General features: G+C 70.0%; 25 protein-coding genes and 1 tRNA gene. 7 read left to right on the forward strand and 19 right to left on the reverse strand.

The window, feature by feature from the left end:
* Both ESP51_RS18080 and ESP51_RS18085 read right to left on the reverse strand, forming a co-directional pair.
* A partial coding sequence (locus tag ESP51_RS18080) for an AtzH-like domain-containing protein (protein WP_129522288.1) occupies positions 1-1043 on the reverse strand: 1043 nt, incomplete at its 3' end.
* 4 nt (positions 1044-1047) lie between these two features.
* Positions 1048-2148, reverse strand: coding sequence for an acetamidase/formamidase family protein (locus ESP51_RS18085; RefSeq protein WP_129522289.1), 1101 nt, complete (start codon positions 2146-2148; stop codon positions 1048-1050).
* Between the two features lie 120 nt (positions 2149-2268).
* Between ESP51_RS18085 and ESP51_RS18090 the strand changes: the two genes are divergently transcribed.
* Positions 2269-2952, forward strand: a complete 684-nt coding sequence (locus ESP51_RS18090; protein WP_241843251.1) for a YoaK family protein — start codon at positions 2269-2271, stop codon at positions 2950-2952.
* Between the two features lie 143 nt (positions 2953-3095).
* Here the strand turns inward: ESP51_RS18090 and groL are convergent, their stop codons facing one another.
* The 5 genes from groL to ESP51_RS18115 form a co-directional block, all read right to left on the reverse strand.
* Positions 3096-4718, reverse strand: coding sequence for a chaperonin GroEL (gene groL, locus ESP51_RS18095; protein ID WP_129522290.1), 1623 nt, complete (start codon positions 4716-4718; stop codon positions 3096-3098).
* Between the two features lie 178 nt (positions 4719-4896).
* The gene (locus ESP51_RS18100; RefSeq protein WP_164990589.1) at positions 4897-5943 is read right to left on the reverse strand and encodes a DUF3048 domain-containing protein; all 1047 of its coding nucleotides are present in this window, start codon (positions 5941-5943) and stop codon (positions 4897-4899) included.
* 120 nt (positions 5944-6063) lie between these two features.
* On the reverse strand, positions 6064-6267 hold the full coding sequence (locus ESP51_RS18105) for a cold-shock protein (protein WP_129522292.1): 204 nt from the start codon (positions 6265-6267) through the stop codon (positions 6064-6066).
* Between the two features lie 203 nt (positions 6268-6470).
* Entirely contained in the window at positions 6471-7016 is a 546-nt protein-coding gene (locus tag ESP51_RS18110) for a LytR C-terminal domain-containing protein (protein WP_129522293.1), read from the reverse strand.
* Between the two features lie 27 nt (positions 7017-7043).
* On the reverse strand, positions 7044-7340 hold the full coding sequence (locus tag ESP51_RS18115; protein ID WP_129522294.1) for a DUF3263 domain-containing protein: 297 nt from the start codon (positions 7338-7340) through the stop codon (positions 7044-7046).
* Positions 7341-7527: 187 nt separating this feature from the next.
* Between ESP51_RS18115 and msrB the strand changes: the two genes are divergently transcribed.
* Both msrB and ESP51_RS18125 read left to right on the forward strand, forming a co-directional pair.
* On the forward strand, positions 7528-7929 hold the full coding sequence (msrB, locus tag ESP51_RS18120) for a peptide-methionine (R)-S-oxide reductase MsrB (RefSeq protein ID WP_129522295.1): 402 nt from the start codon (positions 7528-7530) through the stop codon (positions 7927-7929).
* A gap of 2 nt (positions 7930-7931) precedes the next feature.
* A complete protein-coding gene (locus ESP51_RS18125) occupies positions 7932-8480 on the forward strand; it encodes a nitroreductase family protein (RefSeq protein WP_129522296.1) in 549 nt (182 codons plus the stop codon).
* On the opposite strand, the gene ESP51_RS18130 is transcribed toward ESP51_RS18125, so the two are convergent.
* From ESP51_RS18130 to ESP51_RS18140, 3 genes are all read right to left on the reverse strand, one after another.
* Positions 8464-9477, reverse strand: coding sequence for a DMT family transporter (locus tag ESP51_RS18130; RefSeq protein ID WP_129522297.1), 1014 nt, complete (start codon positions 9475-9477; stop codon positions 8464-8466). The genes ESP51_RS18125 and ESP51_RS18130 overlap by 17 nt on opposite strands.
* Position 9478: 1 nt before the next feature.
* Positions 9479-9554 (reverse strand) — tRNA-Thr (locus tag ESP51_RS18135).
* A 94-nt stretch (positions 9555-9648) separates the two neighbouring features.
* Positions 9649-10548 (reverse strand): DsbA family protein, encoded by a 900-nt coding sequence (locus ESP51_RS18140; protein ID WP_129522298.1) that lies wholly within the window; start codon positions 10546-10548, stop codon positions 9649-9651.
* Between the two features lie 282 nt (positions 10549-10830).
* Between ESP51_RS18140 and ESP51_RS18145 the strand changes: the two genes are divergently transcribed.
* Both ESP51_RS18145 and ESP51_RS18150 read left to right on the forward strand, forming a co-directional pair.
* On the forward strand, positions 10831-11931 hold the full coding sequence (locus ESP51_RS18145) for an ABC transporter ATP-binding protein (RefSeq protein WP_129522299.1): 1101 nt from the start codon (positions 10831-10833) through the stop codon (positions 11929-11931).
* Between the two features lie 77 nt (positions 11932-12008).
* On the forward strand, positions 12009-13328 hold the full coding sequence (locus ESP51_RS18150) for a DUF4032 domain-containing protein (RefSeq protein WP_129522300.1): 1320 nt from the start codon (positions 12009-12011) through the stop codon (positions 13326-13328).
* 12 nt (positions 13329-13340) lie between these two features.
* Here the strand turns inward: ESP51_RS18150 and rlmB are convergent, their stop codons facing one another.
* The 4 genes from rlmB to ESP51_RS18170 all read right to left on the reverse strand — a co-directional run bounded on the left by rlmB (position 13341) and on the right by ESP51_RS18170 (position 17642).
* Positions 13341-14360 (reverse strand): 23S rRNA (guanosine(2251)-2'-O)-methyltransferase RlmB, encoded by a 1020-nt coding sequence (gene rlmB / locus ESP51_RS18155; protein ID WP_129522301.1) that lies wholly within the window; start codon positions 14358-14360, stop codon positions 13341-13343.
* Entirely contained in the window at positions 14357-15775 is a 1419-nt protein-coding gene (cysS, locus tag ESP51_RS18160) for a cysteine--tRNA ligase (RefSeq protein WP_129522302.1), read from the reverse strand. Before cysS ends, rlmB begins: the two co-directional genes overlap by 4 nt.
* Before the next feature lie 93 nt (positions 15776-15868).
* Complete coding sequence (gene ispD, locus ESP51_RS18165) at positions 15869-17086, reverse strand: 2-C-methyl-D-erythritol 4-phosphate cytidylyltransferase (RefSeq protein ID WP_241843252.1); 1218 nt, start codon at positions 17084-17086, stop codon at positions 15869-15871.
* 73 nt (positions 17087-17159) lie between these two features.
* Positions 17160-17642, reverse strand: a complete 483-nt coding sequence (locus ESP51_RS18170; protein WP_056734541.1) for a CarD family transcriptional regulator — start codon at positions 17640-17642, stop codon at positions 17160-17162.
* Between the two features lie 160 nt (positions 17643-17802).
* Here ESP51_RS18170 and ESP51_RS18175 point away from each other — a divergent pair, with 160 nt between their 5' ends.
* The gene (locus tag ESP51_RS18175) at positions 17803-18267 is read left to right on the forward strand and encodes a hypothetical protein (RefSeq protein ID WP_129522303.1); all 465 of its coding nucleotides are present in this window, start codon (positions 17803-17805) and stop codon (positions 18265-18267) included.
* Positions 18268-18320: 53 nt separating this feature from the next.
* On the opposite strand, the gene ESP51_RS18180 is transcribed toward ESP51_RS18175, so the two are convergent.
* On the reverse strand, positions 18321-19001 hold the full coding sequence (locus ESP51_RS18180) for a response regulator transcription factor (protein ID WP_129522304.1): 681 nt from the start codon (positions 18999-19001) through the stop codon (positions 18321-18323).
* Positions 18998-20224, reverse strand: coding sequence for a sensor histidine kinase (locus tag ESP51_RS18185; protein WP_129522305.1), 1227 nt, complete (start codon positions 20222-20224; stop codon positions 18998-19000). Before ESP51_RS18185 ends, ESP51_RS18180 begins: the two co-directional genes overlap by 4 nt.
* A gap of 178 nt (positions 20225-20402) precedes the next feature.
* On the opposite strand from ESP51_RS18185, the gene phoU reads away from it, so the two are divergent.
* Positions 20403-21062 (forward strand): phosphate signaling complex protein PhoU, encoded by a 660-nt coding sequence (gene phoU / locus ESP51_RS18190; RefSeq protein ID WP_129522306.1) that lies wholly within the window; start codon positions 20403-20405, stop codon positions 21060-21062.
* Between the two features lie 70 nt (positions 21063-21132).
* Here the strand turns inward: phoU and ESP51_RS18195 are convergent, their stop codons facing one another.
* The 3 genes from ESP51_RS18195 to ygfZ all read right to left on the reverse strand — a co-directional run.
* The gene (locus tag ESP51_RS18195) at positions 21133-21879 is read right to left on the reverse strand and encodes a phosphoglyceromutase (RefSeq protein ID WP_129522307.1); all 747 of its coding nucleotides are present in this window, start codon (positions 21877-21879) and stop codon (positions 21133-21135) included.
* Positions 21880-21982: 103 nt separating this feature from the next.
* Positions 21983-23062 carry an FUSC family protein gene (locus ESP51_RS18200; protein ID WP_129522308.1) on the reverse strand — a complete coding sequence of 360 codons (1080 nt, stop codon included), beginning with the start codon at positions 23060-23062 and terminating at the stop codon, positions 21983-21985.
* Positions 23059-23599 (reverse strand): CAF17-like 4Fe-4S cluster assembly/insertion protein YgfZ (gene ygfZ / locus ESP51_RS18205; RefSeq protein WP_164990590.1); only part of this gene is annotated, 541 nt, incomplete at its 5' end. The genes ESP51_RS18200 and ygfZ, both read right to left, overlap by 4 nt.

The raw sequence follows: 23599 nt of genomic DNA on the forward strand, positions 1-23599 counted from the left end.
GTCGCCGACTCGGCGAGCGCCGCCGCCGTCACGAGCCGGGCGCCGACCCGCAGCTGCGCCGCCGCATCGACGCTCGCCCGCGCCGCCGCCACAAGGGTCTCCCCATCGCGGGTGAGCCATCCGACCGTGTCGAAGCTCGGCGCGAGGGGCAGCACACCCTCGGTGCTCACCGCACCATGCGTCGTGCGCAATCCCCACAGCCCCTGGTACGAGGCCGGGATGCGGATCGACCCGGCCGTGTCGGTCGCGAGGCCGATCGTCGCGTGCCCCATCGCGACCGCAGCGGCCGGGCCACTCGACGAGCCGCCCGAGATCGCGCCTGGCACGGCGGGATTCGGCGGAGTGCCGTAGGCCGCGTTGCGTCCGGCGATGCTGTAGGCGAACTGGTCGGTCTGTGCGATGCCGCGAACGGATGCCCCTGCCGCGATCAGCGCCCGCAGGCTCGCCGCCGAGCGCGGCTCGGGCCGCGCGCCCTCGAGGTACGCGGGCACTCCCGCCCCGAGCGGGAACCCCTCGACCGCGAATACGTCTTTCACGGCGACGGTGAAGCCGTCGAGCGGGCCCGACGCCGACGCACGGATGAGCGGCTCGCCGACCACGCGCCACACGCGCGGGTCGAGTGCCCGCGGCGGGGCCGAGACGTGCGCAGCGGCGATGCGCCACGCGCCGTCCTGGCGCTCCCAGAGCTGGGTGACGAGCCCTCGACCGCCCGCGAGCGGGGCGGTGACGGCGGCGACCCACGCGTGGTCGTCGCCGATGGGCCGCACGTGCAGCGCGTCGATCACGCGCTTCGGCGCACCCCCGCGGCGGCCGCGGAACCGCGTGATCGTGTCACGCCCGACGAGCAGCCCGCCCTCGTCGCCGCGAAGCGTCGCGCCACCGGGCGCGAAGAACCCCTCGAGCGTCGTGAGGTCGTCGGACATGAGCGCGGCCTCGTATCCGAGTGCCGCCTCGACGAGACCGTCGGGCGCCAGGGCGCCCCCGGGGAGGTGCACGGGCACGCCGTCATACACGGGCACACCATCGGCGCTCGGCTGCGGCATCCGCTCAGCCACGCTGCACCGCGCGGAAGTCGGAGGTGCGGATACGAGCGTGCACGCCCTTCACGAGATCGACGACCTGCGAGATGTCGAAGTCGGTCGCCGCGCTGAGGTACGCGTAGGCGAGGTGCGGCGCCATGCCGTATCGCGCGCCGAGGAGACCGATCGCCTGGCGCACGCAATTCTGCATGGCGAGGTCGAGATCGGCGTCGAGACCCGTGGGCACGAGGTACTCGCTCGTCTCGGCGAGCGGCCCGGCGATCTCGCCGAAGTCGCGCAGCGCCGTCTCGGCGGGCACGACGTCGAACCGGATCGTGGCGCGCAGCGATGCCTCGAGCGCGGTGAGGGCGACCTCGCCGCCGCCTTGCGCGAAGTGCGGGTCGCCGACGTACGCGAGGGCCCCGTCGACCTGCACGGGCAGGTAGAGCGAAGCGCCCTCGGTGAGGAGGTTGATGTCGATGTTGCCGCCGTGCGGGCCTGGCGGCACGGAGTGCGGCCGCACGTCGTCGTCGACCGCGACGCCCATGATGCCGAGGAACGGCGCGAGCGGGAACCGGATGCCCCGCTCTCCTCCCTCGACGAGCGGCAGCACGCCGAACCAGGCGCCGTGCTCGTCGCGCTCGATCGGGGTGAAGACGCTGACGTTGCCCTCCCCCTGCGGGTACTCCCCCGGCAGCGCGCCGCGACCGTGGCGATTCGAGATGACGCCGTAGGGCACGCGCGGGGTCGTGTCGACGACCGTGAGCTTCAGCAGGTCGCCCGGCCGGGCGCCGCGCACCCGGATCGGGCCGGTGACGACGTGCGGGCCGTCCTTGGCCGGGTCGCGCGGATGATCGGATGCCGCGAGCGCCACCGCCTCGTCGAGCACGTGCTCGCGCTCGACACCGTGCGACCGGAAGAACGCCGCGGGATCACGCCCCTGGTCTTCGAGGATGCCCTCATGGCTCACCGTGTCGATGACGACCTCGGCGCCGGCGTCGACGGTGAGCACGGGCGAGTCCCCGCGCGCCGGCAGGCGGCCCCACCCGAGTGCGCCCGGTTCGGCCGGGAGGTACGTTCCGCCTCCGACGCCGGATCCGGCCTGCAGCACTCCCTGAAACTTGCCCATTCAGCGCCCCGTCCGTGTGTCGCCACGACTGTCGTGTGTCATTCTTGGTCGAGAGTACCGTCCCGCCCGCCCGGTGCTCGCCGACGGCGTCGACACGGGGCCGACCTGCAAGGAGACCCCGTGATCTCGACCATGCGACGCCACCCCGCCGGCACACACCTCGGCCTGATGCTCGCCCTCACTTTCTCGACGGGCGTCATCGACGCGGTCGGCTTCCTGGGGCTCGACCGCGTGTTCACGGGCAACATGACGGGCAACATCGTCATCCTGGGCATGGCCCTCACCGGCGCCGACGACCTGCCGATCCTCGGCCCGGTGCTCGCACTCGCGGGTTTCATGGTCGGTGCCGCGGTCGCCGGCCGCCTGCTGCGCGACCTCGTCGCCGGCTGGAGCACGAAGACGACCGTGGTGTTCTCGCTCGTCGCGCTCGTGCTCGTCGCGGCGGGCGTGACGATGATCGTGCTCGCCGATCCCGCCGAGCCGGTGCTGCTCGGCGTCACGACGGCGCTCGGCCTCGCCATGGGCGCTCAGGCCGGCGCAGCACGTCACATCGCGGTGAAGGATGTCACGACCGTCGTCGTCACGTCGACGATCACGGGCCTCGCCGCCGACTCGGTGTTCGGCTCCCGCGTCGACAAGCACCCGTGGCGCCGCCGCGCCGGCGCGATCGCGCTCATCGGCGCCGGAGCCGCCGTCGGCGCGCTCGCGCTCAACGTGCACATCGCCTTCGGCATCGCCCTCTCGGCGGCCATCACGATCCTCGTGGCCCTGCTCGGCCACCTCGGCCGGCCGCGCGAGGAGTAGGCGGCGCGGCGGGCGATCTCGGCGGAGCCGACCGCCGCCTGCTCGCCCGAGCACGCCCGACCCCGCACACGCCGAAGGGCGCCTCCCGGAGGAGACGCCCTTCGCGTAGTGACCTGGGCCCGAGGGCCGGAGATCGGTTCGGACTAGAAGTCCATGCCACCAGTGGGGTCGCCACCGGCCGGAACGGGGTTCCGCTCGGGCTTCTCGGCGACGACGGCCTCGGTCGTGAGGAAGAGGCCGGCGATCGATGCCGCGTTCTGCAGCGCCGACCGAGTCACCTTGGCGGGGTCGATGATGCCCTGCGCGATGAGGTCGCCGTACTCGCCGGTCGCGGCGTTGAGGCCGTGACCCGCGGGAAGGCCCGCGACGCGGTTCGCGACGACGCCCGGCTCGAGGCCGGCGTTGAGTGCGATCTGCTTGAGCGGCGCCTCGATCGCGACGCGCACGATGTTCGCGCCGGTCGCCTCGTCGCCCGTGAGCTCGAGGGTCGCGAATGCACGCGCACCCGCCTGGATGAGGGCGACGCCACCACCGGCGACGATGCCCTCTTCGACGGCGGCCTTCGCGTTGCGAACGGCGTCTTCGATGCGGTGCTTGCGCTCCTTGAGCTCGACCTCGGTCGCAGCGCCCGCCTTGATGACGGCGACGCCGCCGGCGAGCTTCGCGAGGCGCTCCTGGAGCTTCTCGCGGTCGTAGTCCGAGTCGGTGTTCTCGATCTCGGCACGGATCTGCGCCACGCGGCCGGCGATGGCCTCGGGGTCGCCCGCGCCCTCGACGATCGTGGTCTCGTCCTTGGTGATGACGACCTTGCGAGCCTGGCCGAGCAGGTCGAGGGTGACGTTCTCGAGCTTGAGGCCGACCTCCTCGGAGATGACCTGGCCGCCGGTGAGGATCGCGATGTCCTGGAGCTGCGCCTTGCGACGGTCGCCGAAGCCGGGAGCCTTGACGGCGACCGACTTGAAGATGCCGCGGATCTTGTTCACGACAAGGGTCGCGAGTGCTTCGCCGTCGACGTCCTCGGCGATGATGAGGAGCTGCTTGCCGGTCTGGATGACCTTGTCGACGATCGGCAGCAGGTCCTTGATGTTCGAGACCTTGCTGTTGACGATCAGGATGTACGGGTCTTCGAAGACCGCTTCCTGGCGCTCGGGGTCGGTGACGAAGTACGCCGAGAGGTAGCCCTTGTCGAAGCGCATGCCCTCGGTGAGCTCGAGCTCGGTGCCGAAGGTGTTCGACTCCTCGACGGTGACGACACCCTCCTTGCCGACCTTGTCGATCGCCTCGGCGATGATCGCGCCGATCTCGGGGTCGGCGGCGGAGATCGATGCGGTGGCCGCGATCTCTTCCTTGGTCTCGATCTCCTTGGCCGCCGAGAGCAGCTCAGCGGTGACGGCTGCGACGGCCTTCTCGATGCCGCGCTTCAGCGAGATCGGGTCGGCGCCTGCGGCGACGTTGCGAAGGCCCTCGCGCACGAGCGCCTGGGCGAGCACGACCGAGGTGGTGGTGCCGTCGCCGGCGACGTCGTCGGTCTTCTTCGCGACCTCCTTGACGAGCTCGGCGCCGATCTTCTCGTACGGGTCGTCGAGCTCGATCTCCTTGGCGATCGACACGCCGTCGTTCGTGATGGTGGGCGCGCCCCACTTCTTCTCGAGCACGACGTTGCGGCCACGCGGGCCGAGGGTCACCTTCACCGCGTCGGCGAGCTGGTTGAGGCCACGCTCGAGGCCGCGGCGGGCCTCCTCGTTGAAAGCAATGATCTTTGCCATGTGTGTTTCTCGTCCTTTCCCGGACGTCTTCAAAGATTCGTTGGTTTAGCACTCAAAACGAGTGAGTGCTAAGACGATTCTGGCACTCGACCGCCGCGAGTGCAAGCGAGCTCGACCCGCCTCAGCAGCGCCCGTCCCCATGCCGGTCTCGCCGTCGCGACCGACTCGGATGTGCGGCCTACGGGTGGAACGTCACCGATCCCTCGTTCGGCACGAGCTCGACCCACGTGTTCCCGGGCGCGAGTCGCAATCGGCTGCCGTCGTCGGCGGTGAGCACGATCGGCGAGCCTGGGGCATCCTTCGACCAGGTGCCGTGCGCCGTACGGCCGCCGGCCGAGACCCACGCCTCGCCCGAGCCGACCATGACCGTACGCGGCACCTCGCCGAAGCTCCAATCGATTCCGACTCGCAGGGTCACCACGTTGGTCGCCCGCACGCGCTCACCCGACGCCTCGAGGTCGGGCTCGCCCTCCTGCCAGCGCAGCCAGGCGGATGCCGCGGCATCCCACTCCCACCCCGGGAACCGCGCGTCCGAGAACGCGAGGTCGAAGCTCGAGGTGGGCGTCGCCGCGAGAGCCGGCGCGGCGAGCGGATCGGCCGAACCGTAGGCGAACTGCACGGGCGGCGGTGCGAGCTCCGAGTAGCGGGCCACGGCTTCTTGGGCGGCGAGGATCACGTCGTGCGGCCCGGGGCGGTCATCGGCGCGATGGAACAGGCCGGAGTCGTCGTAGTCGAACACGAGGTTGACGAGCTCGGTCGCCATCATCATTCCGACGAAGTGCTCCTGCCCGCCGGAGTAGGCGATGATGCCGCCGAAGGGCGCGGCGATGTCGGGATCCATCGGGCGGATCGAGCGCACCGGCCCGACCTCCTCGGGCACGTCCGAGTGCCAGACCGCGAGATATCGGGTGATTCCGCCCTCGACGAGCTCTTCGAAGACGATGTCGCTGCGATTCAGGGCGATTTGCGGCCGTGCCGCCTCATGATTGTCGATCTTCACGCCGAGGGCGGGATGACCGAGCGGTGCTTCGATCATCGTGCCTCGCAACGGCGCGAACGACACCGAGATGGGCGGCGTGGTGGTCACGGGGCGGCCGGGCTCGCTCGGCACCGGAACGAGCTCGAGTGGACTGCCTTGGCATCCCGAGAGCAGCAACACGGATGCCGCGAGCGCACCGAGCGTGGCCAGTCGTCGTCGCGATGGCTCCCCTGCCGGCCCCCTCATGGCGTCATGGTAGTCGTCGGGCGCGGCGGCAGAGCGCGCCGCCGCGGCGCGCCCTTCCCGAGGTGCCGGCGAAGCGCGAACGCGCCGCCGGACTGCCGGCAGCGCGTTCATCAGCGCGACTCAGGCGGGGCGAACCGCCTCGGCCTGCGGACCCTTGGAACCCGTGCCGACCTCGAAGACGACCTGCTGGCCTTCCTCGAGCACCTTGTATCCGGACATATCGATCGCGGAGTAGTGGACGAAGACGTCTGAGCCGTCACCGTCGACGGTGATGAACCCGTACCCCTTCTCAGCGTTGAACCACTTGACGGTTCCGTTCGCCATGCGTTGCTCCCATGTTGCCGTGTTGGATCAGCACGTGCCTCTCGCCTGTACCGGGTCTCAGAATCGTGCTGGCGGGCACCGCGAGCGGTACCGGGCGTTCACACGGGATTGAGCGACCAATTCCAGATAGTAACGACGTGACGCGCGGGCACAAGAGGCTGGGCGCAAGGAATGGTCGCAGATTGGCAACGATTCGCGCGAGATCAGCCTGCAGTGGCGTCTGCGTAGTCGGATCCGAGCACGACGACGAGCGGCGTCTCCGTTCCCGCGAACTGGTCGGAGAGGCGCACGTCGGCTTCGGGCAGGAGCTGGGCCACGCCTCGAGCTGCGCCCTCGAGCTCGGCAGCGGTGTAGTAGACGATCGTCTCGGTGAGGTCGTTCGCGCTCGCGTTCGCCGTCGTGCCGACCGGCACGCCGCCTGCTGTGAGGGTCTCTGCGGCTCGCGCCGCGAGCCCCGAGGTCGACGTTCCGTTGAGCACGAGCACCGCGATGTCGGGGGCGATCGTCGGCTCGGCGGTGGCGACCGGCTCGGGGGTCGGGGTGGCGACGGGCGGCGCGAGGAAGTTCAGCCGATCGTTCGAGACCACGACCGCGCCGATGCCCACGGCCGCGAGCAGGATCGTCGCCAGCGCGGCCCAGCCGAACGCCACCCACCCGGCGCCGCGACGCGTCGGCGCGCGATGCGCCCCCACCCGCTCGATGCCGTGCGGGATGGAGTCGAATCGATCGCGGGGGAACTTCTGCGCCATGGGTCCAGTCGTCGGTTCGGGGCCGGCTCAATCGAGCGGTCGGCCGATCGAAAGCGAACGCCGGGAGCGCGCCGCCACGCGCGCCTCACGCATCCGCTGGAGTCGTTTGATGAGCATCGGGTCGTGCCGGAGAGCCGCCGGCGAGTCGATGAGCTCGCCGAGAATCCGATAGTAGCGGGCGGCCGAGAGTCCGAACTCCTGCCGGATCGCGTCGGCCTTCGCGCCGGGATGCTGCCATGCTCTCGCCTCGAATGCGAGGATCTGCAGCTCCCGCTCGTCGAGCGCCGCATCGTCGCGGTGGGAGGGCACGCGCTCGGCGCTCATCCGTTCCTCCCGTCGCAGCGGATGGTCCGCCTGCAGCACATCCTAGGCATCCCGGGCATGGAGTGCGCCGAGCGCCGACGGCGTGTGAGTGCGCGGAACAGTGGGCCACCGGCCGACGTTGCAGTTCCTTGCAGCAAGACCTGCGAGCATGGTGGGGCCACCGTGGCCGACGCCGAGAGGAGTGCTCATGGAATACCGCGTGAACAAGACCGACGAGGAATGGCGCGCCGAGCTCGATGCCGACCGGTTCGCCGTGCTCCGCGAATCGGCCACCGAGCGGCCGTGGACCGGTGAGCTCCTCGACGAGGAGCGCGCCGGCGTCTACTCGTGCGCGGCATGCGGCGCTGAGCTGTTCAAGAGCGGCACGAAGTTCGACTCCGGATGCGGATGGCCGAGCTTCTACGAGTCGGTGCGGCCAGAAGCGGTCGAACTCCTCGAAGACACCTCCCTCGGCACGGTGCGCACCGAGGTGCGCTGCGCCGCCTGCGGTTCCCACCTCGGCCACGTGTTCCCAGACGGCTTCGGCACGCCCACCGGCGACCGCTACTGCATGAACTCGATCGCTCTCGACTTCACCGCCGAGTCCTGAGCGTGGCTTCCGCGCGCGAGGCTGCGCTGACGAGGCGGTCGTCGTCGAAGGTGACGGATGCCGCTCCCGACGATGACGCGATCGTGTCGCTGCTCGAGGCCGCGGCACGGGTCGCCGACCACGCCTCGCTTCGCCCCTGGCGGGTGATCGCGCTCCGCGGAGCGGCGCGCGCCAGGCTCGGCGAGGCCCTCGCTGCAGCGGCCGGTCTTGAGGGCGAGCACGCGTCACGCCTGGCGGCGAAGCCGCTTCGGGCGCCGCTGCTGCTCGCGATCGTCGCCGTCACGACGACGCACCCGAAGGTTCCCGAGTGGGAACAGGAGGCGTCGGCGGCGGGAGTCGGGCATGTGCTGAGCCTGCTGCTCGACGAGGCCGGATGGGGTGTGATGTGGCGCACCGGGCCGTACACGCGGCATCCGGTGGTCGCTCGCATGCACGGGCTCGGCGAACATGAGCGGCTGCTCGGCTGGCTCTACGTCGGCGGACGCATCGCCCGCCCGCGCGGCGATCGCGACGCCTCGATCGCGGCCGGCCGGTTCAGCTCGCTCGGCTGACCCCTGCTTCGACCTCGCCGGCCTGCGCCACCGCAGCGTGCTTGCGCCGCGACCACCTGATGCTCGCCACGACCACCGCGACGAGGGCGAGCGCCGTGCCGCCGACGGTCGCGACATCGACGGGGCGCCCGCCAGTGGGCAGCACGAGGTCGAGCGTGAGCGCGGCGGCGAGCTGGCCTGCCACTCCGCAGAGCGCGAGCAGCAGCACGCCCACCATCCGCACGAGCGCGGCCTGGCCTGCGATGAAGATGCACCCGATGGCGCCGCCCGCGTAGAGCCACGGTTCGCCGGGCAGCGACTCGGGCCAGCCGACGATCGCCGCGCGCACGAGCACGACGACGACGAGCGCAGCGGTGCCGACCGCGAAGTTGAACACGGTCGCCGTGAGGGCGCTGCCGGCCTCGATCTTGACGCGGCCGTTCACCGCCTGCTGCCAGCCCACCGCGATGCCCGCGAGGAACGGGAACAGCATGAGCCAGAGCGGCACCTCGTGCGCGAGTTGCGCCGAAACCGCCCAGCCGATCGCGGCGAGTGCGAGCACGGCGCCGATGACGCGGGTGACGGTGAGCGGCCTGCGGCCGCCCGGCCCGAGCCCGACGAGGTCGAAGACGATGCCGCCGATGGTCTGGCCGGCGACGATCGCGACCGTGAAGAGCGCGACCCCGATCACCCCGGCCGAGAGGCCCTGCGTCGTGACGAACCACGCGCCGGAGAGGCCGCCGAGCACCATCCACCAGGCGAGGCGGCGCTCGCGGAGCGCTGCGCGCACGCGCGGGAATCCGGCACGTCCTGGTCGCCAGAGGGCGAGGCTCACGAGGAGGATCACGAGCCCGCTGCCGAACGAGATGGCGGCTGCGGTGAACGCGTCGTCGATCGCTCCCGCGAGCTGGCCGTTGATGCGGGACTGCACCGCGGTGAGTGCCCCGCACGCGAGGGCGAACACAACCGCAAGCCAGAGCGGCAGTCGTGCGCGCTCGGCGTGGTGGTGTGTGCTCATCTGGAGCCGCCTGCGGGACTCGAACCCGCAACCACCGCTTTACAAGAGCGGTGCGCTACCAATTGCGCCAAGGCGGCGAGGGCGTTGCCTCCCCGACATCCTACCGACAGCACGAAGGCCCGGCACGATGCCGGGCCTTCGTGGTGGTCGAGTGGGTCGCCGCTGCGACTGCTAGGGAGCAGGCGTCGGGGTCGGCGTCGGGTTCGACTCGAAGCTCTGGCCGGCCGCCTGGAGCACGAACAACTGGAACTCGGCCGGGTCTTCCAGCGAGCCCTTGTACTGGTTGCCGTTCACGAGCACCGTCGGAGTGCCCGTGATCGACTCGAGGTCGGAGTTCGGCACCTTCGAGGTGAGCGCGCGGTTCGTGGCATCCCCCACCCACGCCTTGAACTGCTCGTCGTCGATGCACTTGTCGATCGTCGAGCGCGAACTCACGCCCGCCTCTTGCGCGAGGGCCTTGATCTCGTCGTTCGTGAGCCCCGTGGAGCCCTCGTCGGGCTGGTTCTCGAAGAGCAGCGCGTTGAAGTCGAAGAACGACTCGGGCGACGAGTTCGCGACGCACGCCGCCGCATTCGCCGCTCGCGCCGAGTACCGCGTGCCCGCCGACTTGTTGGTGAGGATGGCGATGGGGTGCACCTCGAGGGTCGCGGCGCCCGACTCGATCATGGTGCGGATCGATTCGGAGTTCGTCTTCTCGAACTGCCCGCAGAAGGGGCAGAGGTAGTCGATGTACATGACGATGTTCGCGACCGTGCCGCTGTCGTCGGGGACCGTGGGCGTCGGCGTGGCCTCGGGCTCCAGCGCCGGCGTCTCGACGGCCGAGATGCCGGACTCGCCGCCGACGAGCACGATGCCGTCGCTCGCCATGTTCCGCGGGCCCGGGCCGGCGGGGCGCTGACCATCCATGATCAAGCCGAAGATGAGCGCACCGATCGCGATGACCGCCACGATGACGCCGCCCTGGATGAGCGCCTTGTTGCGGCGTTCCCGCTTCTTCTGTCCTTCGCGGAGGACCTTGGCCTTCTCCCGTGCCGCTTCCCTGCGGTCGTTACGGGTGGGGCGTGGCTGCATTCCGCCGCTGGTCATCGATGGTCACTCCGGTCGCTGTGTGGCGCGCTCCTGTGCGAGCGAACGCACCCACGATAGTAGGTCCGGTGTCTGGGAATCCCCCAAACGGATGCCGCACGCGAGCCGTGTCCCCGCTGCATCCCGTCACCGCGTCCCGCGCGACGGTTCCCCACACCCGTACGACGACGCCGCGTTCGCGTGCGATACTGAGTGGGCGTCGACGTCGACGCAGTCCATCACTACGGATCGTCCGGCACGTACCTGCCGGTGAAGGAGAACAGAACCATGGCGTCAGTCACGTTCGACAAGGCCACCCGCCTGTATCCCGGCGGGAATCGCCCGGCCGTCGACAAGCTCGACCTCGAGGTCGCAGACGGCGAGTTCCTCGTACTCGTCGGCCCTTCCGGCTGCGGCAAGTCGACCTCGCTCCGCATGCTTGCGGGTCTCGAAGAGGTCAACGAAGGCAACATCCTCATCGGCGACCGCAACGTCACCGACGTGCCCCCGAAGGATCGCGACATCGCGATGGTCTTCCAGAACTACGCGCTCTACCCCCACATGACCGTCGCCGAGAACATGGGCTTCGCGCTCAAGATCGCGGGCGTCGGCAAGGAGGAGCGCGCAGCTCGCGTCCTCGAGGCGGCCAAGCTCCTCGACCTCGAGCCCTACCTCGCTCGCAAGCCGAAGGCGCTCTCGGGCGGCCAGCGTCAGCGCGTCGCCATGGGCCGCGCGATCGTGCGCCAGCCGCAGGTGTTCCTCATGGACGAGCCGCTGTCGAACCTCGACGCGAAGCTCCGCGTGCAGACCCGCACGCAGATCGCCTCGCTCCAGCGTCGTCTCGGCGTCACGACGGTCTACGTCACGCACGACCAGACCGAGGCGCTCACCATGGGCGACCGCATCGCCGTGCTGAAAGACGGAATCCTGCAGCAGGTCGGCACCCCGCGCGACCTCTACGAGAAGCCGCAGAACGTGTTCGTCGCGGGCTTCATCGGCTCGCCGGCCATGAACCTGTTCCACGCCGACCTCGTCGACGATGGCATCATGTTCGGCACCGCAACGGTTCCGGTCGACCGCGAAACCCTCGCCGAGTCGACCGGCAAGGTCGCGACCATCGGCGTGCGCCCCGAAGACATCGTCGTGTCGCCTCACGAGGGCGAGGGCCTCGCGGTCGACGTCGACCTCGTCGAGGAACTCGGCGCCGACGGTTACCTCTACGGCCACTCCACGGTCGAGGGCAAGCGCACCGACATCGTCGCTCGCGTCGACGGCCGCCTGCACCCGAACGCCGGCGAGCGCGTGTACCTCACGGCCACGCCGCACCACGTGCACATCTTCGACGCCGAGTCGGGTCTCCGTCTCAGCAAGAAGGCCGTGGTGAGCTGATCGTTCACCTGTTGAACACCGATGCCGGCCGGGGCGACCCGGCCGGCATCGGCGTTTTTGGATACGCTGAAGCGACAATGAGCGGTTCTCTCTCCATCACGTCGGCCATGGCCGACCCGGCGCTCCTCGACCTTCCGTGGGATCTCCCCCTCGAGGCGTGGCCCAACGAGACCATTGCGGCCCTGCCGAAGGGCATCTCGCGACACCTCGTGCGCTTCGCCCACTTGAGCGGCCACATCGTGGCCATCAAGGAGACCACCGACGACATGGCCAAGGGCGAGTACGAGATGCTGCGCACCCTGCAGCGCCTCGAGATCCCGTGCGTCGAGCCGGCCGCGGTCATCACCAATCGCACCGACTCCGAAGGCGATGCGCTGAAGCCGGTGCTCGTCACCCGCCATCTCCGGTTCTCGCTCCCCTATCGGGCCCTCTTCTCGCAGACACTCCGCCCCGACACCGCCACCCGGCTCGTCGACGCGCTCGCAGTGCTGCTCGTGCGGCTGCACATCGTCGGGTTCTTCTGGGGCGACGTGTCGCTCTCGAACACCCTGTTCCGCCGCGATGCCGGCGCGTTCGCCGCCTACCTCGTCGACGCTGAGACCGGCAAGCTCTACTCCGGCGGCCTCTCGAACGGGCAGCGCGAGAACGATCTCGAGATCGCCCGGGTCAACATCGCCGGCGAGCTCCTCGATCTCGAGGCCGGCGGCCGCGTCGCCGACGAACTCGACCCGGTCAACATCTCCAACGGCATCGTCGACGCCTACCGCAGCCTCTGGAAAGAGCTCACCGGGCCCGAATCCTTCCCCGGCGCCGAGCGGTGGCGCATCAACGAGCGAGTGAACCGCCTGAACGACCTCGGCTTCGACATCGAGGAGCTCGCGATCAAGACCGACGGCACGGGCACCACGGTGCGCATCCAGCCGAAGGTCGTCGACGCGGGCCACCATCAGCGCCGCCTGCTGCGACTCACGGGCCTCGACGCCGGAGAGAACCAGGCGCGGCGCCTGCTGAACGACCTCGACTCGTATCGGGCCGCATACGGCAAGTCCGACCTCGACGAGGAGATGGTCGCCCACGAGTGGCTCATGCGTGTCTTCGAGCCCGTCGTGCGCGCGATCCCGACCGACCTGCGCGGCAAGCTCGAGCCGGCCGAGGTGTTCCACCAGCTGCTCGAGCACCGCTGGTACCTCGCGCAGCAGTCCGGCAGCGACGTGCCGCTCGCCGAGGCCGTCACCTCCTACGTCAACAACATCCTGCGCCATCGACGCGACGAGGCGACCGTCATCGACCCGCCGACCGGTGCGTTCACGCTCCCGATCGAGACCATCCCCACCGACACGGCCGCCATCAGTGCGATCGACCCTGACGACGAAGACGACTGGCGCCTCAAGGTCTGAGGCGCCAGTCGCTCACTGCTCCGCGCGGAGCTTCGAGATCTCGTAGAGGGTGACGGATGCCGCGATGCCGGCGTTCAGCGACTCGGTCGCCGCCTCGATCGGAATCGACACGATGGCGTCGCACGTCTCGGTGACGAGCCGCGACAGTCCCTTGCCCTCGCTGCCGACGACGACCACGATCGGCCGGTCGGCCCAGGAGAGACCGGGCAGCGAGACATCCCCGCCGCCGTCGAGGCCCAGCACGAACACGCCGCGATCCTTCAGCGCCTTGAGTGTCTGCGTCAGGTTCGGCGCCATCGCCACGGGCGTACGCGCCGCGGCACCTGCCGACGTCTTCCATGCCGCGGCTGTGACGCCGACCGAGCGGCGTTGCGGCACGATGACCCCGTGCCCGCCGAACGCGGCGGTCGAACGGATGATCGCACCGAGGTTGCGCGGGTCGGTGATGCCGTCGAGGGCGATGAAGAGCGGGGTCTCATCGCGTGCGAGCACTTCGTCGAGCAGCTCGATGGGATGCGCGTATTCGTAGGGCGGCACCTTGAGCGCGAGGCCCTGATGCACACCGCCCTCGCCCGCGAGCCGGTCGAGCTCGGGGCGCATGACCTCGAGGATCGGGATGCCGCGATGGGTCGCGATCTTCAGCGCCTCCTTCACGCGGTCGTCCATCTCGACGCGAGACGCGAGATAGAGCGTCGAGGCGGGAATGTACGCGCGCAGCGCCTCGACCACGGAGTTGCGGCCGGTCACGATCTCGGACTCGTCACCCGCCTTCGAACGCCGTGCGGCGCCGGATGCCCCACGCGGCTGCCCGGCGCGCTGGGCCGGCTTCGCCCCTCGGCCGCCGGCCGTGGCTGCGAGTCGCTCCTGGGCCGCCTTGCGCTTGCCGGCGACGTGGTAGCTGCGCTCCTCGGCCTTCGGCGTCGGCCCCTTGCCCTCGAGCGACTTGCGCCCGTGGCCTCCGGTGCCGACCTTCTGGCCCTTGCCCTTCTTGCGCACTGCTCCGGCGCGCGGCTTTCCGGTATTGCCTTTCATGATCCGAGGCTCCAATGCGTTCCGGTCTGACTGTCTTCGATGGTGATCCCGGCGGCTGTGAGCTCCGCTCGGATCCGGTCTGCCGCGTCGTAGTCCTTCGACTCTCGCGCGGCCTGGCGATCCTCGATGAGGCGGGCGACGAGCGAGTCGAGAGCGGATGCCGCGGGCCCGGTGTCGAGCGTCCACTGCTGGTCGCGGGGGTCGATGCCGAGCACCTCGACCATCGCGACCACATGCCCGTGGGCGACCGCCGCGTCGTGGAGCTCTTCGTCGTCGAGCGCCTGGTTGCCGCTGCGCACGGTGTCGTGCAGCACGGCGAGCGCTTGCGGAACGCCGAGGTCGTCGTCCATGGCCTCGCCGAACGCTTCGGGGATGACGGGACTGCCGACGCCCGCGAACCGCGTGCCGGCGAGACGTCGCTCGACCCGGCTGAGAAACGCGCTGAGTCGATCGACGGTGGCCTGGGCCTCGGTGAGCGAACCGGGCGTGTAGTCGAGGGTGGAACGGTAGTGCGCAGCGCCGAGCAGGTAGCGGACGGCAAGGGGCGAGGCGAGCCCGAGCAACTCGGACGCGTAGACGGAATTGCCGAGCGACTTCGACATCTTCTGCCCGCCGACATTCACGAGCCCGTTGTGCACCCAGTAGCGCGCGAAGGGATCGCCCGCGGCCGTCGATTGCGCGAGCTCGTTCTCATGGTGCGGAAAACGCAGGTCGAGTCCGCCGCCGTGGATGTCGAATTCGGGTCCGAGGTAGCGCGTGACCATCGCCGAGCATTCGATGTGCCAGCCGGGACGCCCCGCCCCCCACGGCGAGCTCCAGCTCGCTGACGCCGGCTCGTCGGGCTTCGTGCCCTTCCAGAGGGCGAAGTCGCGGGCATCGCGCTTGCCGCGGGGGTCGGCGTCGGCGGCGGCCTCCATGTGGTCGCGCGACTGGCGGGTGAGCTCGCCGTAGACGGGCCAGCTCGCGGTGTCGAAGTAGACGTCGCCCGAGCCATCGGGTGCCGGATACGCATGCCCGCGTTCGATGAGCCGGGCGATGAGCTCCTGCATCTGCTGCACACTCGCCGTGGCGCGCGGCTCGTAGGTGGGCGCCAGGATGCCGAGCGAGGCGTAGGCGGCCGTGAACTCGAGCTCGACGCGGTAGGCGAGCGCCCACCACTCCTCGGCGCGCTCCTCGCTCGCGGCCAGGAGGATCTTGTCGTCGATGTCGGTGACATTGCGCACGAACGCGACGTCGTAGCCGCGATAGGCCAACCACCGCCGCAGGATGTCGTAGACGAGCGCGCTGCGGAGATGTCCGATGTGCGGGCTCGACTGCACCGTGGGCCCGCAGACGTACATGCCGACATGCCCCTCACGGAGGGGCACGAAGTCACGCAGGGCCTGGGCCTTGGAGTCGTAGAGTCGCACGGTCACTCGCCAAGCCTACCGGCGACGATCCGGGCGTCCGACGTGTGACGCGGGCGCACCGCCTGGCGGGCGGGACGACAGGCGCCGGCCCCGCGTGCGTCACGCGGGCAGGAGCAGCGCGGTCGCGATCGCGGAGACGCCCTCGCCGCGACCGGTGAAGCCGAGGGCGTCGCTCGTCGTCGCCGCGACGCTCACGGGAGCGCCGAGGATGCCCGAGAGCAGCGCCTCGGCCTCCGCCCTGCGCGGCGCGAGCTTGGGGCGGTTGCCGATGAGCTGCACCGTGACGTTGCCGACCACGAAGCCGGCCTCCCGCACCCGCTTGAGCGACTCGCGGAGGAACACCTCACCGTGAGCGCCGTCGAGAGCCGGGTCGCCCGTGCCGAAGATGCCGCCGACGTCGCCGAGGCCGGCGGCCGCGAGGAGCGCATCGCAGATCGCATGGCAGGCGGCGTCGCCGTCGGAGTGCCCTGCGAGCCCGCGCTCCCCCGGCCAGTGCAGGCCGGCGAGCCAGAGCGGGGTTTCGGGGTCGTCATCGAAGGCGTGCACATCGACTCCGGTGCCGATGCGCGGCGCACGTGCGGCTGCGGAACCGGCGGAGGTCGACCCGGCGACGGCGGTCTTGCCTTCACGCTCGGCAACGAGCTGCTCGGCGCGGTGGAGGTCGGCGGGGAGCGTGATCTTGAACGCGCGCGTGTCGCCGTGCACGACGTCGACCTCCAGCCCCGTGGATGCCACGAGCGCGGCGTCGTCGGTGTATTCCTCGTCGGCGTGCGAGTACGCCCAGTCGAGCGCACCCCGCGGGAAGCCCTGCGGAGTCTGCATCGCGGCGAGCTCGGAGCGGTCGACCGTCTCGAGCACACGCCCTGAGGGGTCGACGCGCTTGACGGTGTCGACCACGGCGAGCGCGGGCACGACACCGCGGCCCCGAGCGCGGACGGCGGCGGCGACCTCCTCGAAGACGGCGGGCGGAGTCAGCGGACGCGCGGCGTCGTGCACGAGCACCGTGTCGATGAGGCGGGGCAGGACGGCGAGTCCACGGGAGACGGACCCCTGGCGGGTCTCCCCGCCGGGCACGACGTCGAAGGGGGCGGATGCCGCCGCCGCGACGGCCGCATAGCGCTCGCGCGCCTCGTCGACCCGTTCAGCAGGCACGACGAGCACGACGTGCGGAGGCTCGCGCATGCCGAGCACGGCATCGAGCGCGACGCCGAGGATCGTGTCACCGCCGAGCGGCACGAACGCCTTGGGCTCTGAATGCCCGAGGCGGGTGCCGCTGCCGGCGGCGACGACGATGACGGCGGTGGTCACGGAGCTCACGACTCGAGCGTATCTCCGACCGGTTCAGCGAGCGCGCCGAATACTGCCGGCGACGGCCACCGAAGTGCTGCGCCTAGGAGGCGAGCACCTCGTCGAGCACGGTCGACGCCTGCTCTTCGTCGGTCTTCTCGGCGAGCGCGAGCTCGGAGATGAGGATCTGACGTGCCTTCGCGAGCATGCGCTTCTCACCAGCGGAGAGACCGCGATCCTGATCGCGACGCCACAGGTCGCGGACGACCTCGGACACCTTGATCACATCGCCGGAGGCGAGCTTCTCGAGGTTCGCCTTGTAGCGGCGAGACCAGTTCGTGGGCTCTTCGGTGAAGGGAGCGCGCAGTACCTCGAAGACCTTGTCGAGGCCCTCTTTGCCGATGACGTCACGTACGCCGACAAGGTCGACGTTCTCAGCCGGAACCTCGATGACGAGGTCGCCTTGCGTGACGTTCAGCTTGAGGTAGAGCTTCTCTTCACCCTTGATGATCCGTTTCTTCACCTCGGTGATCGTTGCGGCTCCGTGGTGGGGATAAACGACGGTTTCGCCAACCTCAAAAAGCATGAATAAATGTCCTTTCGGCAACTTTCAGGATATCACATCGGGATCATGCTAAGGTTCGCCACCCCTCCGGGACGGGGTCGGACCGTAGGCTACACTCGGTCTCGATCCCTTCGCGCACGGGCTATCAGGGCCCATGCGCACGCTCGCACTTGGAGGTTCTGTGAAGGCGCGTCTTGCGGCATCCGCTGCTCTCGCTCTCGGTCTCGCACTGGGCAGCAGCGGCTGCGCGATGCTCACCTATCAGGCCACCACCGAGGCCTACACCCCGAGCGACGGCATCGCTGCCAACATCGGCGACCTCGACGTGCGCAACGTGCTCATCGTGAGCGACGACGGCGTCGACGGCAACCTCATCATGACGGTCGTCAACACCGGCGAAGAGGATGTCTCGCTCGGTCTGCAGTTCGGCGACGGCGACTCCGAGACGCTCGAGGTCGAGGTCGAAGCGGGCGAGTCGCTCGTGCTCGGCAGCGACGACGAAGAGCCGCTCCTCCTCGAGGGCATCGACACGGAGCCCGGTTCATTCCTGCCCGTGTACTTCCAGTACGGCGACGCCGAGGGCGTCGAGAAGCTCGTGCCGGTGCTCGACAGCAGCCTGCCCGAGTACTCCTCCTTCGCACCGTAGAACGGGCTCAGCCCGTTCCCACGCTCCCGCCGGAGCAGCTGGCGCCCGCGCCCTCAGGCTTCGAAGCGATAGCCGAGGCCGCGCACGGTCACGAGCTGTACGGGTTCCGACGGTGCGACCTCGATCTTCGAGCGGATGCGCTTGATGTGCACGTCGAGCGTCTTGGTGTCGCCGAAGTAGTCAGAGCCCCACACCCGGTCGATGAGCTGACCTCGCGTGAGGACCCGGCCCGGATTGCGCATGAGCAGCTCGAGCAGCTCGAATTCCTTGAGCGGCATGGGCACCGCGACGCCATCGACCTCGACGGTGTGCCGGTCGACGTCCATGCGCACACGGCCACCCTCGATGACGGCGTCGTCGAAGTCCTCGACCTCGATACGGCGACGCAGCACGGCACGTATGCGAGCGAGCAGCTCCCTCGTCGAGTACGGCTTCGTCACGTAGTCGTCGGCGCCGAGCTCGAGCCCCACGACGATGTCGATCTCGGAATCCTTGGCCGTGAGCATGATGATCGGCACCGTTGACCGCGTGCGGATCTCACGGCACACCTCGGTGCCGGGCAGGCCGGGCAGCATGAGGTCGAGGAGCACGAGGTCGGCTCCATGTTGGTCGAAGGCGGCGATGGCGGCCGGGCCGTCAGCGGCGACCTCCACCTCGTACCCCTCGCGTCCGAGCAGGAAGCTCAGCGGATCGCTCAGTGCGATCTCGTCTTCGACGAGCAGGATGCGGGTCACGTGCGGTCTCCTCGGTTCTTCACGGCGGGCGTCGCCGTCGTTGCTGGTGCGACATCCGTTGCGGCGATGACGGCGTCATCTGCGCTGTCTGGCTCGATGGCGGGCTCGGCCACCGGAAGCCGGATCATGAAGGTCGATCCGCGCCCCGGCTGCGACCACACGCGCACGTCGCCGCCGTGGTTCTGCACCGTGTGCTTCACGATGCTGAGCCCGAGCCCGGAGCCGCCCGTGTTGCGCGCGCGTGCCTGGTCGACTCGGTAGAACCGTTCGAACACCCGGTCGAGCTCATCTTCGGCGATGCCGATGCCCTGGTCGGTGACGGCGATCTCCACGAGGTCGCCGTTCACCTTCGCCCCCACCCCGACACGACCGCCCTCGTTCGAGTACGCGATCGCGTTGGAGACGAGATTGTGCACGGCCACCACCATGAGGGCCCGGTCTCCGTACACCTTGGCGCCCGTAGACGCGCGCACTGCGATGTCCACACGCTTCGCCGCCGCGATGACCCGGTTCTGGTCGACCGCGGTCGTGACGGCGTCGTCGACGTCGACGAGCACGTCGGGCCTCACGGCATCGTGCGCCTGCAGCCGCGACAGCTCGATGACCTCGTTCGTGATGTTCGCGAGGCGCGTGGCTTCGATCGAGAGCCGGCCTGCGAACCGCCGAACCTGCTCGGGCTCGTCGGCCGCCTGGTCGAGGGCCTCGCCGAGCAGGCTCACCGACGAGATCGGCGTCTTCAGCTCGTGGCTGATGTTCGCGACGAAGTCGCGGCGCACCTCGTCGAGCCGATGCGCCTCGGTGCGGTCTTCGGCGAGCAGCAGCACGAATCGGGTGCCGAGCCGTGCCACGCGCACGCGGAGCCGGAGCTGCGAATCGCCGAAGGGCCCGCGTGGAAGGCTCAGCTCGGCGTCGACCGGCTCGCCACCGCGGCGCACCGAGACCACGAATTCGAGCAGTTCGGGGTGCACGAGCGCCTGCTGCCGCACGAGCCCCATGGCGAGGGCGCCCGGCGAGGCCTTCAACACGTTGTTGGACGGGTCGAGCACGACACCGGCCGACTCCAGCACCTCGAGCACGTGCTCGACTCCGTCGGGAATGGTCGGCGCGGCGACACGCGCGGCACTCGAACCACGGCGTTCGGCCATGTGCAGCACGATCATGAATGCGGCACCGAGGAAGATGCCGAAGGCGAGTGCGGTGAGCACCAGCCACGTGGATTCCATGTCATAACACTAACGAGCCGGATGGCTCCAATAGACCGTTGTCCGGCCGTCCGGCGGTACGTTAGTGAGTGTTCAGGGTCCCAGAACCTATTGTTCATGTGCAGCCGGGAGGATGTCCCGGGGCCGGATCGACCCCATGCTCGCCGTGCGCGGGCCCGAGCAGACAAGGATTTCGTACATGCGTGAGGTGTTCCAGCAGGAACTGCGCGAGGTGCAGGACCGACTCGTCCAGATCGCCGATCTCGTCGCCGAATCGATCGAGAAGGCGACGAGGGCGTTCAACGAGTCCGACGTGAGCCTCGCCGAGGAGGTGATCGCCGACGACGACCGCATCGACCACAACACCGTCGCGCTCGACGAGCTCGCGATCACGATCCTCGCCCGGCAGCAGCCGGTCGCGCGCGACCTGCGCATCGTCGTGAGCGCGCTTCGCATCAGCGCGTCGCTCGAGCGCATGGGCGACCTGTCGACGCACATCGCCCAGCTCGCCCGCTACCGGTTCCCCGACAAGGTGGTGCCGAAGTCGCTTCGGCCGACCTTCGCCGAGATGGGCCGCCTCGATGTGGAGATCGCACGCAAGCTCGTCGAGCTCCTCCGCACCGAAGACGTGCCCCTCGCCGAGGCGATCCGCAACGAAGACGACAAGATCGACGCGCTGCACCTCTCGGTGTTCGACAAGGTGCTGGGCGAGACGTGGAAGGGCCAGGCCGTCGACACCGTCGACGCGACGCTCGCGAGCCGGTACCACGAGCGGTTCGCCGACCACGCCGTCGCGATCGCGAAGATGGTGCAGTACCTCGCGACCGGCGACTGGGATCCCGAGAAGTCGGCGGCCTGACCGAGCAAGGGCATGACGAAGGGCGGGGGATGTCGCATCCCCCGCCCTTCGCGTTGCCGTGGTGGCGCCGCTACTTCCTGCCCTGCGCGGCAACGGCCGCGGCGCCTGCCGCGGCGGCCTCGGGGTCGAGGTACTTCCCCGGCTCGAGCGGCATGAAGTCGTCTCCCAGGCGGTAGACCAGCGGGATGCCCGTGGGGATGTTCAGCTCGGCGATGTCGGCGTCGCTGATGCCGTCGAGGTGCTTCACGAGCGCTCGCAGGGAGTTGCCGTGAGCCGTGACGAGCACGACCTTCCCGGCTTCGAGGTCGGGGATGATGTCGCTGCGCCAATACGGCAGCATGCGGGCGATGACGTCTTTCAGGCACTCGGTGCGCGGCAGCTCGCCGTCGGCGAGGTCCGCGTAGCGCGGGTCGCCGAACTGCGACCACTCGGCGCCGTCGGCCAGCTCGGGCGGCGGCACGTCGAACGAGCGACGCCAGAGCTGGAACTGCTCGGGCCCGTACTTCTCGAGCGTCTCGGCCTTGTCGAGGCCCTGCAGCGCACCGTAGTGGCGCTCGTTGAGGCGCCACGAGCGGCGCACGTCGATCCACGCGCGGTCGGCGACGTCGAGCGCGATGTTCGCGGTCTGGATCGCTCGCGTGAGCACCGAGGTGTGTTGCACGTCGGGCAGCACGCCGTGCTCGACGAGGAGCTCGCCGGCGCGGTTCGCCTCGGTCTCGCCGAGCTCGCTGAGTCGCACGTCGACCCAACCGGTGAACAGGTTCTTCTGGTTCCATACGCTGTTGCCGTGACGCAGCAGCACGAGGGTGTGAGGCATGCCGAACAGCCTAACCCGGCGGCATCCGGTGGCCCATTTCGAGGCGACGGATGACGCGGGCCCAGCCGACCTCGGCCGGGTGCCGGCTGCACGTGGCAGCTCGTCAGCCGGGCAGCAGCGCCCTCGCCTCATCGACGCTCAGCCCGGTGGCCGTGAGCACGTCGACGAGGTAGGGGCGAATCGCATGCACAGCGTTGCGGTCGCCGACCGGGGCGTCGGGCAGGATGCGCTCGGGGTCGAGATGGCGCGTGATCTCGGCGAACGCCTCGCGCGCGATCGGCTGTGCGGCCACGTCGCGGAGGGAGTCGGCGAGCACACTGAGCGCGACCGTGATGCGGCCCAGGAGTTCGGCGATCTCGGGGCGCGGGGTGCCGTCGCGCAGCGTCCACTCGACGCGCCGCGCCACGAGCCGGAGATTGCGCGTCGCGAGGTCGAGACCCGCGAGCATGACGCGCAGCCGCTCGAGGTCGAAACGGGAGCGGCGCACGAGTGGGGAGACGCGCGCGATCGCGAGTCCGGAGTCGACGGATGCCGCCCAGGCCTCGACGAGCGGCTGGGTGGCTCGCGCCCTCGACAGCGCGTGGCCTGCGGCATCCGGATCACCGGCGCGCAGCGACGCCACGAGCTCGCCGAGCACCGCCACGTGCTCGTCGAGGAGCCGGCGTCCGTCGCGCATCGCGGTGCGGCGCGGATCGCGCGGGATCACCGCGGTCGCGAGCAAGGCGAACGCACCGCCGACGACGGCGTCGAGCGTGCGCACGAACGGGCCGCCGTCGGGCGCCGGAACGAGCATGACGAGCGAGCACTGCACCGCCGCGGCGATCGCGAAGGCCGCGTTGCCCGAGAGCAGGCGCGCGACGGCGAGCGTCAGGGCGAGGGCGATCGCGTACTGCACGATGCCCTCGCCGAAGCCGAGCAGCAGCGCCTCGGCGAGCGCGATGCCGAGCGTCATCCCGATCACCGTCTCGAGCACCCGCACAGGCCGGGCGTCGCGCACGAAGCCGAGCGCGGTGATGGCGACGATCGCCGCGATCAGGGGCTGCTCGTGCCCGAGCACGAACCGCGCGAACGCGTAGGACGCGACCGCGGTGACCGTGATCTGCAGGATCGCAGGGAGGGAGTCCCCGAGCCGCCGTGAGCCCGCCGCGAACCGCGCTGCGAGCCTCTCGGCGGCCGTGGTCACTTGCGGACGCCGAGCCGAGGCAGTCTCGGCACGTCGACCGCCGCGCCGGCATCGGCGGGGACGATCTCGACCTGCGCCGCCGCGACGTCGATGCCGTGGCTCTCGACGATGAGGGTCAGGCCGGGCGGCACCTGCCGCTTCACGACGGCGAGGGCGATCGGCCCGAGCTCGTGGTGCATCGCACTCGAGGTGATGTGGCCGACGGGGCGGCGCTCGGGTTCGGCGCCCGGCTCGGGCTCGGGCCGCACCTTCTCGCCGACCACGGCGTCGCCCGCGACGGGCAGCACCGTGTCGCTGCCGTCGAGGTGCAGCAGCACGAGCCGGCGCGGCGGCTTGCCGAGGTTCAGCACCTTGGCCACGGTCTCCTGACCGCGGTAGCAGCCCTTGCCGAGGTCGACGGCGCTGCGCAGCCAGTCGAGCTCGTGCGGGATCGACTTCTCGTCGACCTCGGTCGCGAGGCGCGGCCGCCACGCGGCGATGCGCAGGGCCTCGGCGGCGAGCGAACCGGCGGGGGCGACCCGGCCCGCCTCCACGGCG

Origin of the sequence: Agromyces albus (assembly GCF_004134825.1) — a bacterium.
GTDB classification, from domain to species: domain Bacteria; phylum Actinomycetota; class Actinomycetes; order Actinomycetales; family Microbacteriaceae; genus Agromyces; species Agromyces albus.

What these genes read in the sequence shown, in the direction of transcription:
- ESP51_RS18085 (WP_129522289.1), bottom strand. Translation starts at nt 2,148, where the DNA reads ATGGGCAAGTTTCAGGGAGTGCTGCAGGCCGGATCCGGCGTCGGAGGC.
- ESP51_RS18170 (WP_056734541.1), bottom strand. Translation starts at nt 17,642, where the DNA reads ATGCTTTTTGAGGTTGGCGAAACCGTCGTTTATCCCCACCACGGAGCC.
- ESP51_RS18185 (WP_129522305.1), bottom strand. Translation starts at nt 20,224, where the DNA reads ATGGAATCCACGTGGCTGGTGCTCACCGCACTCGCCTTCGGCATCTTC.
- ESP51_RS18110 (WP_129522293.1), bottom strand. Translation starts at nt 7,016, where the DNA reads ATGGCGCAGAAGTTCCCCCGCGATCGATTCGACTCCATCCCGCACGGC.
- groL (WP_129522290.1), bottom strand. Translation starts at nt 4,718, where the DNA reads ATGGCAAAGATCATTGCTTTCAACGAGGAGGCCCGCCGCGGCCTCGAG.
- rlmB (WP_129522301.1), bottom strand. Translation starts at nt 14,360, where the DNA reads ATGAAAGGCAATACCGGAAAGCCGCGCGCCGGAGCAGTGCGCAAGAAG.
- ESP51_RS18115 (WP_129522294.1), bottom strand. Translation starts at nt 7,340, where the DNA reads ATGAGCGCCGAGCGCGTGCCCTCCCACCGCGACGATGCGGCGCTCGAC.
- msrB (WP_129522295.1), top strand. Translation starts at nt 7,528, where the DNA reads ATGGAATACCGCGTGAACAAGACCGACGAGGAATGGCGCGCCGAGCTC.
- ESP51_RS18145 (WP_129522299.1), top strand. Translation starts at nt 10,831, where the DNA reads ATGGCGTCAGTCACGTTCGACAAGGCCACCCGCCTGTATCCCGGCGGG.
- ESP51_RS18140 (WP_129522298.1), bottom strand. Translation starts at nt 10,548, where the DNA reads ATGCAGCCACGCCCCACCCGTAACGACCGCAGGGAAGCGGCACGGGAG.
- ESP51_RS18150 (WP_129522300.1), top strand. Translation starts at nt 12,009, where the DNA reads ATGAGCGGTTCTCTCTCCATCACGTCGGCCATGGCCGACCCGGCGCTC.
- ESP51_RS18105 (WP_129522292.1), bottom strand. Translation starts at nt 6,267, where the DNA reads ATGGCGAACGGAACCGTCAAGTGGTTCAACGCTGAGAAGGGGTACGGG.
- phoU (WP_129522306.1), top strand. Translation starts at nt 20,403, where the DNA reads ATGCGTGAGGTGTTCCAGCAGGAACTGCGCGAGGTGCAGGACCGACTC.
- ESP51_RS18195 (WP_129522307.1), bottom strand. Translation starts at nt 21,879, where the DNA reads ATGCCTCACACCCTCGTGCTGCTGCGTCACGGCAACAGCGTATGGAAC.
- ESP51_RS18100 (WP_164990589.1), bottom strand. Translation starts at nt 5,943, where the DNA reads ATGAGGGGGCCGGCAGGGGAGCCATCGCGACGACGACTGGCCACGCTC.
- ESP51_RS18130 (WP_129522297.1), bottom strand. Translation starts at nt 9,477, where the DNA reads ATGAGCACACACCACCACGCCGAGCGCGCACGACTGCCGCTCTGGCTT.